Below are 2,261 nucleotides of genomic sequence, written 5' to 3'. Positions count from 1 at the left end.
TCTTAGGTATTAATTGGACTACTGCTCTTAAGTCTATTGCTGGTGCTTTAGGTATTGCTGATTCTCAAGGTTGGAATAATTTTACTGTTCATATTGCTCCTGGTCTTTATGCTGGTAGTTTGAATGTGAATCAAAATGTTAATGATAATGCTACTTTCCTTGGTTATACCAGTTTAGGTGGTGCTGTTGTCTTTGATGGTTCTAATGGTGTTAGAAGTGGTTTCCTTGTTGGTGGTAATAGTAATGTTACATCTAGGAATATTACTTATGTAAATGGTAGTGAGATTAATGGTGGTGCTGTTTATGTTAGTGCTGGTAGTACTTTTAATGCTTTAAATAATACTTTTGCTAACAATAATGCAAAATCTGAAGGTGGAGCTATTTATACTGAGGATAACAGCTATTTATATGTTAATACTTCTGGTTTTGATAATAACAATGCTATTACTCGTGGTGGAGCTATTTCTGCTCATGGTTATGCCAATATTAATTCATCTACTTTTACTAGAAATAGTGGATATGCTATATACTTAGGTAAAAGCGGTAGTCAAGTTACAAGTTCTAATATTTTAAACAATACTGGTGGTATTTATATTGGTACTACTGCAACTTCTGGTGTAAATATTAACTATAATAGAATTGTTGGTAATAATAATTCTGGTTCTTATAGTTTGTATTATACTGGTCAGAATGCTGATGTTAAGTATAATTGGTGGGGTAACAATAATATTACTAGTTTGATTTATAATAATGGTGTTAATTTGAATAATTCTTTGTATTATGTTTTAGAGTTGTTTTATGTTTTTAACAATAGGTATGTGGTTTATACTAATACTAGTAGAAGTTTGTTGCCTGGTACTGTGACTATTGGTCATAGATTTGTTTTAAATGATGGTAGTTTACCTGCTAATACTCAATTGTTGCCTAATTTTGACATTAGTGTTCAGTTAAGGAATTCTACTAATTTGTTGTATAGTAATGTTACTAATTATGATGGTAGTGATTATAATCGTAGTGGTTATGTTAATGGTTCTAGTTTCTTTAATAATTTAACTGTTTCTGCTGATGGTTATACTGTTGAGTTGGATCTTCGTGGTGATCCTGTTATTAATTTAACTGTTAGTAAAACTGCTAATGTTACTGCGACTAGCTATTTAGGTTATATTACATTTACTCTTAATGTGACTAATTATGGTCCTGATGTTGCTACTAATCTTATTATGTTGGATGTTTTGTCTGCTGGTTCATTAGTATTTATTAATGCTTCTAGTGCTTCTTATAATAATGTTAGTGGTTTGTGGACTATTTCTAGTTTAAATGTTGGTGAGTCTGTTGTTTTGGTGATTGTTGCTCAGGCTAATACTACTGGTGGTCTTGTTAATGAGGTTAATGTTAGTTCTGTTGATCAAATTAATATTGGTGAGAATGAGAGTTTTGTTTTTGTTGGTTCTTCTAATCAAGCTAATGTGAGTGTTTCTAGTAAAATAGCTAATGTTTCTGGTACTGTTTTAAATGGTGGTTTAGTTACTTATGTTGTTACTGTAAATAATTCTGGTCCTAATAATGCTACTGGTGTACGTGTAAGTGATTTGTTAGATTCTAGACTTATATATATTAATAGTACTCGTTCTGCTGCTGGTGATTATAATCCTGTTAGTGGTTTGTGGGTTATTGATGATTTGTATATTGGTGTTCCTGTGACTTTAACAATTGTTGCTAGGATTAATGGTGTAGGTCTTATTAATAATACTGCTAATGTAACTGCTATTAATGAGGTTAATCTTGCTGATCCAGATGACACTTATAAATCTGCTAGTTTTACTGCTGTTTCTACTGTAAACCTTAGTATTACTAAAAAGTCCAATGTGAGTGGTAATGTTTTAAATGGTGCATTTATTTCTTATGTTGTTAATGTGACTAATTTTGGTCCGAATACTGCCACTGGTTTAGAGCTTAGTGATGTTTTAGATAATCGGTTGATTTATGTTAATTCTACTTTGACTAATAGTGTTTCTTATGATAATGGTACTGGTAAGTGGATTATTGGTTCTTTGGCTAATGGTAGTAGTGCTGTTTTAACTATTGTTGTGAGGCTTAATGGTATTGGTAATATTACAAACACTGTTAGTGTTACTGGTCTTGTTGAGAATAATACTGGTGATACTTCTGCTAATACTTCTGATTCTGGTAATATTACTGTTGTTCCTACTGTGAATCTTAGTATTACTAAGAAGTCTAATGTGACTGGTAGTACTATTTTA

General features: G+C 31.4%; 1 protein-coding gene. It reads left to right on the top strand.

Annotated features, from left to right (window positions below):
* On the top strand, nucleotides 1-2,261 hold a 2,261-nt coding region (locus tag MBCUR_RS02020), incomplete at both ends, for a DUF11 domain-containing protein (protein WP_157077553.1).

It is taken from the genome of Methanobrevibacter curvatus (assembly GCF_001639295.1).
Classification (GTDB): Archaea; Methanobacteriota; Methanobacteria; order Methanobacteriales; family Methanobacteriaceae; genus Methanoflexus; species Methanoflexus curvatus.
Note: the sequence above shows the minus strand (reverse complement) of the source record. Positions and strands in the feature narration are given on the sequence as shown.